The following is a 6,119-nucleotide window of genomic DNA, read 5'->3' as shown; positions in this document are numbered from 1 at the left end:
GAAAATGATATGGCTTTACCTTTTTATATAGGTAAAACATTTCCTGAAGATGAATCATGGACGGATATGTTGCACAATTTAAAAGCAAAAAAGGTTGCTTATCTTGTCAATGACGATACACTTGAAGAAATCTATTCTATTCTGCCCCATGGAGTTGATATTAAAGAATTAGGGAAAGTCGGCAGAAGCATCTATTTCTTAATTTCGAACTTTGATATAAAGGAAGCAAAAGAAAATTGAGTAAAGTATCTTTTAAAAAACGCAGGGATTTTCTTCCGCTTTCAAAGCCGACAATCAATGCGGAAGAAATCAAGGAAGTAAGCAATTCACTTAAATCTGGCTGGATTACCACAGGACCTAAGGTAATAGAGTTTGAAAAAAGAATTAAGGAGTACACAGGAGCAAAACACTGTCTTGCTGTAAATTCAGGCACCGCAGGCCTTCATACTTCATTGCTTTCACTTGGCATTGGAAAAGGTGATGAAGTAATAACTACTCCTATGACTTTTGCCGCAACAGTGAATGTCATCGAGCATACTGGGGCAAAACCGGTATTTGTTGATATTAATTTTGGCACAATGAATATCTGCGAAGAGGAAATCGAGTCAAAAATCACAAAACGCACCAAAGCAATAATGCCGGTACATTTTGCCGGTCAGCCCTGTGATATGGATATGATTCTTTCAGTTGCGAAGAAAAGAGGAATTTTCGTAATTGAAGATGCCGCCCATGCAATAGGCACGGAATACAAAGGCAAAAAAATTGGTTCATTAAAAAGTGATGCTGCAGTATTCAGTTTTCATCCGTTGAAAAATATAACAACAGGTGAAGGAGGAGCTGTTGTTTTCTCAAAAAAATCTATAGGAGAAAAAATCAGTTTGTTGCGATTTCACGGCATTACTTCCAGCGCATGGAAGCGATACTCGCAGGGAGGCAAAGCTGAATACAAACTTCATATGCCGGGATTCAAATACAATATGCTTGATATTCAGGCGGCACTTGGAATACATCAAATTAAAAAACTTGACCAATTTATTTCAAGACGCAAATATCTTGCAGAAATTTATACAAAAGAACTAAAAAACTGTGAAACTGTAACTCTTCCTGAGATTGTCAACTACAGCTGCCGCCATGCATGGCATCTTTATATAATAAAACTAAACCTCGAAATGCTAAAAATATCGCGGATGCAGTTCATTGAAGAGCTGAAAAAATTAAATATTGGCACTGGAATACACTTCCAGCCAATTCACATCCAACCCTATTATCAGAAAAAATATGGACTTCGCAAATCTGATTATCCCACAGCGGCTAAAGTTGGAGAAAGGATTTTATCGCTTCCTCTCTTTCCCTTGATGAAGGAATCTGATATTAAATATGTTTGCAATGCAATAAAATACATTTCAAAAAAATTTAGAAGATAGGTTAAATTTTTAAAATGAAAAATCATAAAGAAGATAAAATTTATCTTTCCGTAGTTGTCCCTGTTTTCAATGAGGAAGAAAACCTTGAAAAACTCGTTAAAGAACTAACGAATGTTCTAAAAGATTTATCGATAAACTATGAAATTATTTTTATCAATGATGGAAGCACTGATTCATCATGGGAAATTCTTAAAAAAATAAAATCTCTATATCCCGAAGTTCGAATCTACAATTTTGCAAGAAATTACGGACAGCATACAGCAATCTTTGCGGGCTTTGAACTTGCACGGGGTGAAATAATTTTAACAATCGATGCAGACCTTCAAAACCCGCCTGAAGAAATCCCAAGGTTTATAAAAAAGATTGAAGAAGGATATGACTCAGTTGGTGGATGGAGGAAAAACAGACACGACCCTATTTTTAGAAAAATCGTGTCGAAACTTGGCAACATAGTTTTAAACAAAATTACAGGGATAAAACTCAATGATTACGGCTGTATGTTAAGAGCATATAGAAAGGATGTTGTTAGAAGAATCATAGAGCTAAATGAGTTTTCAAGTTTCTTTATTCCTGCTCTTGCATACAGGTATTCAAAAAACCCAACAGAAATTCCTGTTGTGCACAGAGAAAGGGAAAGAGGAGCTTCAAAGTATAATGCTCTGACACTCCTTAAACTAAACTTTGATATATTGACAAACTCCTCCCTCCTTCCTCTTCAGCTGATTACTCTTCTTGGAATATTAATATCAATCTTTGGTTTTGTCTCTACATCGATTATTACCATTCTTGCCATTGCCTCCAAAACATTTAAAATGATTCATATTATTGTTTCTCTCCTTTTTCTCTTCTTAGGTATAGAAACAATCTTAATAGGGCTTATTGGTGAATATGTAGGGCGAATTTATTACGAAGTAAGAGGTAAACCTCGCTATGTAATATCCCACACAGATATCTTTGGAAATGGCAAAAGGTTGGAAAGAGAAAAATGAAACTTGTCATATTCGCATATCATAATATTGGCTATATTTGTATAAAGGAACTATTAAAACAAAAAGCTAATATCGCTGCAATTTTTACTCATAAAGATTCAAAAGATGAAAATATATGGTTCAAATCAGTCGAAAAGTTAGCCCGACAAAAAGGAATTCCTGTATTCACACCAAGCAGTAAGGAAATTAAAAGCAAAGTTTTTTTCAACAAACTGAAAAGACTGAAACCTGATATCATTTTTTCATTTTATTACCGCTATCTCCTACCTCAATCCATCCTTGATATTCCTCCCTATGGAGCATTCAATCTCCATGGGTCATATCTTCCCGAATACAGGGGCAGATGCCCTGTAAATTGGGTAATCATAAATGGAGAGAAAAGTACAGGTGTTACACTACATTATATGGAAAAAAAGGCGGATTCAGGAGATATCGTAGCTCAAAAAAGAGTTCCAATTTCATTTAAAGATACTGCATTGACATTGTTTAGAAAAATGGAGAAAACTGCTGCCGAACTCATACGAAAAACTTATCCAAAAATTATTGAGGGGAAGATTAAAAGAATCCCACAAGATACAAAAAAGGCAAGCTACTATGGAGGAAGAAACCCTGAAGATGGAAAAATTGAATGGGACAACTCTAAAGAATCAATCTACAATCTGATTCGAGCAGTAACACATCCCTATCCCGGTGCCTTTACTTATCTAAATGGAGAAAAACTCTATGTTTGGAAGGCACAAATATCAAAGAGAAAAAATAGATTAAATGATTTAAAAGCAGGAACAATCGTCAAAGTTTTTCCAAAAAGAGGAATGTTAGTAAAAACAGGCAATGGATATCTACTCTTAAAAGAGGTTCAACTTGAAAATGTGAAAACTCTTAAAGAGGCAAGACTTTTCAAAAAATTCAAAAAATATGAAGGACTCGAATTAAAATAACAGGAAGGAGATTAGAAGTGAAAATATTGATTACAGGTGGAGGTGGCTTTTTAGGTTCACATTTGGGAGATTATTTTTTGAAGGAAGGCCACGAAGTGTTTGCCCTTGACCTCGCAAAAGACTTGAAGGTTGCTCACAACCTCAACAATAAAAATTTTCATTATATAAAGGACTCCATTTTCAATGAAGACCTCCTCGATGCATTAATATTAAAATGCGATTTAGTATATCATATGGCTGCAGTCGTTGGAGTAGAACACTATGTAGAAAATCCATATAATGTTTTGAATGTAAATATCAATGGCACTCAAAATGTTTTGAGGATTGCTTACAAATATGGGAAAAAAGTTGTATTTACATCAACCTCTGAAATCTATGGTAGAAACCCCAAAGTCCCCTTTAAAGAAGATGATGACAGAGTTTTGGGCTCAACGAGAATAGATAGATGGTGCTATTCAACATCGAAAGCGGCAGGAGAGCATTTTTGCTTTGCCTATCATTCTATGGGGCTTCCTGTAACAATAGTAAGATATTTCAATGTTTATGGTCCACGCCTCGACCGAATTGATGTTGGTAGAATAATCACCATATTTATGGGTCAAATATTGAGAAAAAAGAATCTTACAGTAATAGGCGATGGAATGCAGACAAGATGCTTCACCTATGTCGATGATGCCATAAAGGCAACTGTTGAGGCAGGATTAAACGAAAAGGCAAATGGTGAAATATTCAATATTGGAACAGACAGGGAAACAACTATCAAAGAGCTTGCAGAATTAATGATTAAATTGTCCGGTGTGGATTTAGATATTGAATATGTATCTCAAGAATCGGTCTATGGCAACAGCTACGAAGATATCAGGCGAAGAGTGCCTGATATTACAAAAATGAAAACCATATTGAATGTCACTCCAAAGGTATCCCTTGAAGAAGGACTCAAGAAAACAATAGACTGGTTTTTTGCAAATGAAAATAATTTCTAATTTCTTTTCTTCACCAACTCTATCTTTAAAAATAGATGTCGATACAAGTCTCGGTCTTAAAGAAAATGTGCCTTCCATCCTGAAAATTCTTTCAAAATTCAATATAAAAGGAACCTTTTTTGTTGCAATGGGTCCTGACAATTCAGGGAAAGCATTGAAAAGAATCTTTCGAAAAGAATTTTTCAAAATGACTCTCAGGACGCGCCGTATAAAGAGATTTCCACTAAAAACTCTTTCCTATGGCTTCCTTTTAAAAGCGCCAATAATTTCTCTCGAAAATAAGGAAATCTTAAAACTAATAAGAAAAGAAGGACACGAATGCGGCATACACGGTTACGACCATGTAAAATGGCATGAAAACTTGTCTGAAATGAGTCAAGATGAAATAGAAGAAGAATTAATAAAAGCAAAAAAGCTCTATGAGGAAATTCTCGATGAGTCGCCCTTATCGTCTGCTTCTCCGGGATGGCGTGCCACAGAGAAAAGTCTTGAAGCAGAGGATAAGTTAAATCTTAAATATCATAGCGATACTCGAGGGAAGACTCCTTTCTTCATTAAAATAGGAGAAAAGCTGTTGAAGACATTGGAAATACCAACTACTCTCCCTACAATGGACGAAATCTATGGCTTCAATGGTTTGAAGGATAAAGAATTGCCGGTATATTATCTTGAAAAAATAAGAGAATCCTCTTTTAGTGTAATGACAATTCATCCTGAATTGGAAGGTGTTGAACCGGGGAAAAGTATCTTTATTGAAATTTTATCAAATCTTAAAAATGAGGGAATAAAATTCATATCTTTAGATGAGGCATCTTCCCTCCTACTGCAAAAACAGGGAAAAATTCCTCTTTGCAGTATAGAAGAAAGGATGATTTGCGGTCGAAGTAGCAAGGTTGCAGTCCAACTTATTGACTAAGCCCTATTTTCAATAAATACTTTTTTATAAATTTCTTATCCTGTTATAATACCTATTTAATAGACGGTACCGAAATTCTATCAATAATCCAAAAGCGGAGTTAGAATGAATAATAAAGAAACGCTCAAGCGTGATATTGTGTTATTATTTTCCACCGCTTTTGTGGCTGTATTGGTTTATTCCTATAAACTCTCTGAAATAAGCTTCTGGATTGATGAAATCCAAACCACAACATACATTAAAGAATCATTCTGGGAAATGATACGTCTTGTTACGCAAAAAGAAGCCTGTCCTCCTTTGTACTACATTATGCTTCATACTGCTCATTTATTAGGCGCAAATGATGAATTGACCTTAAGGATACCATCGCTTCTTCTTGCCTTTTTTTCAATCATAACCATCTACTTTCTTGCAAAAGAGCTTTACAGCGCAAGGGAAGGTATTATTTCATCATTTCTTCTTGCAATATCACCGCTATTTATAATATGTGCAAGAGATGCCCGCCTTTATTCTTTTTTTATCTTCATTAATTGCCTTCTCTCTTATCTTTTTTTAAGGGCTATAAGGTATGAAAAATTTAAAGATTGGCTTCTTTATACCGCAGTACTGACATTATCTTTCTATGGCCATTATTTTGTTGCTTATATAGGCATCTCCCAATTCATTTATCTATGTATCCTTTGCCTTTTAAAAGAAGATACAAATGTAATAAATAAAAACAAAAAGGAAATATTTCTAAACTTTATCTTGAGCGGCATAATTTCAACTATCTGTTTTATTCCTTGGATTGACAATCTTCTGATTCAAATTTCAAGAAGGCATGAAATTTTTTTAAACATAAGCGCCTTACAAAAGATAAAAAATATTAG

The 6,119-nt window shown here is 34.7% G+C and carries 7 protein-coding genes; all 7 read left to right on the top strand.

Annotation, left to right across the window (positions count from 1 at the left end; all coding sequences use genetic code 11):
• The first annotated feature begins 9 nt into the window (after positions 1 to 9).
• The gene (locus D6734_10425) at positions 10 to 240 is read left to right on the top strand and encodes a hypothetical protein (GenBank protein ID RMF93292.1); all 231 of its coding nucleotides are present in this window, start codon (positions 10 to 12) and stop codon (positions 238 to 240) included.
• A complete protein-coding gene (locus tag D6734_10420; protein RMF93291.1) occupies positions 237 to 1,424 on the top strand; it encodes a DegT/DnrJ/EryC1/StrS family aminotransferase in 1,188 nt (395 codons plus the stop codon). Before D6734_10425 ends, D6734_10420 begins: the two co-directional genes overlap by 4 nt.
• Before the next feature lie 14 nt (positions 1,425 to 1,438).
• Positions 1,439 to 2,413: a glycosyltransferase gene (locus D6734_10415; GenBank protein ID RMF93290.1), complete on the top strand. Its 975-nt coding sequence runs from the start codon at positions 1,439 to 1,441 to the stop codon at positions 2,411 to 2,413.
• Positions 2,410 to 3,351 carry a formyltransferase gene (locus D6734_10410; protein RMF93289.1) on the top strand — a complete coding sequence of 314 codons (942 nt, stop codon included), beginning with the start codon at positions 2,410 to 2,412 and terminating at the stop codon, positions 3,349 to 3,351. The genes D6734_10415 and D6734_10410 overlap by 4 nt, the downstream gene beginning before the upstream one ends.
• A 17-nt stretch (positions 3,352 to 3,368) precedes the next feature.
• Positions 3,369 to 4,334, top strand: coding sequence for an NAD-dependent epimerase/dehydratase family protein (locus D6734_10405; GenBank protein RMF93288.1), 966 nt, complete (start codon positions 3,369 to 3,371; stop codon positions 4,332 to 4,334).
• Entirely contained in the window at positions 4,318 to 5,250 is a 933-nt protein-coding gene (locus tag D6734_10400) for a 4-deoxy-4-formamido-L-arabinose-phosphoundecaprenol deformylase (protein RMF93287.1), read from the top strand. Before D6734_10405 ends, D6734_10400 begins: the two co-directional genes overlap by 17 nt.
• Before the next feature lie 105 nt (positions 5,251 to 5,355).
• The coding region (locus D6734_10395; GenBank protein ID RMF93286.1) for a hypothetical protein at positions 5,356 to 6,119 on the top strand (764 nt) is incomplete at its 3' end.

The organism is Candidatus Schekmanbacteria bacterium (assembly GCA_003695725.1).
In the GTDB taxonomy this organism is placed as follows: domain Bacteria; phylum Schekmanbacteria; class GWA2-38-11; order GWA2-38-11; family J061; genus J061.
Note: the sequence above shows the minus strand (reverse complement) of the source record. Positions and strands in the feature narration are given on the sequence as shown.

What these genes read in the sequence shown, in the direction of transcription:
- D6734_10425 (RMF93292.1), top strand. Translation starts at nt 10, where the DNA reads ATGGCTTTACCTTTTTATATAGGTAAAACATTTCCTGAAGATGAATCA.
- D6734_10415 (RMF93290.1), top strand. Translation starts at nt 1,439, where the DNA reads ATGAAAAATCATAAAGAAGATAAAATTTATCTTTCCGTAGTTGTCCCT.
- D6734_10410 (RMF93289.1), top strand. Translation starts at nt 2,410, where the DNA reads ATGAAACTTGTCATATTCGCATATCATAATATTGGCTATATTTGTATA.
- D6734_10400 (RMF93287.1), top strand. Translation starts at nt 4,318, where the DNA reads ATGAAAATAATTTCTAATTTCTTTTCTTCACCAACTCTATCTTTAAAA.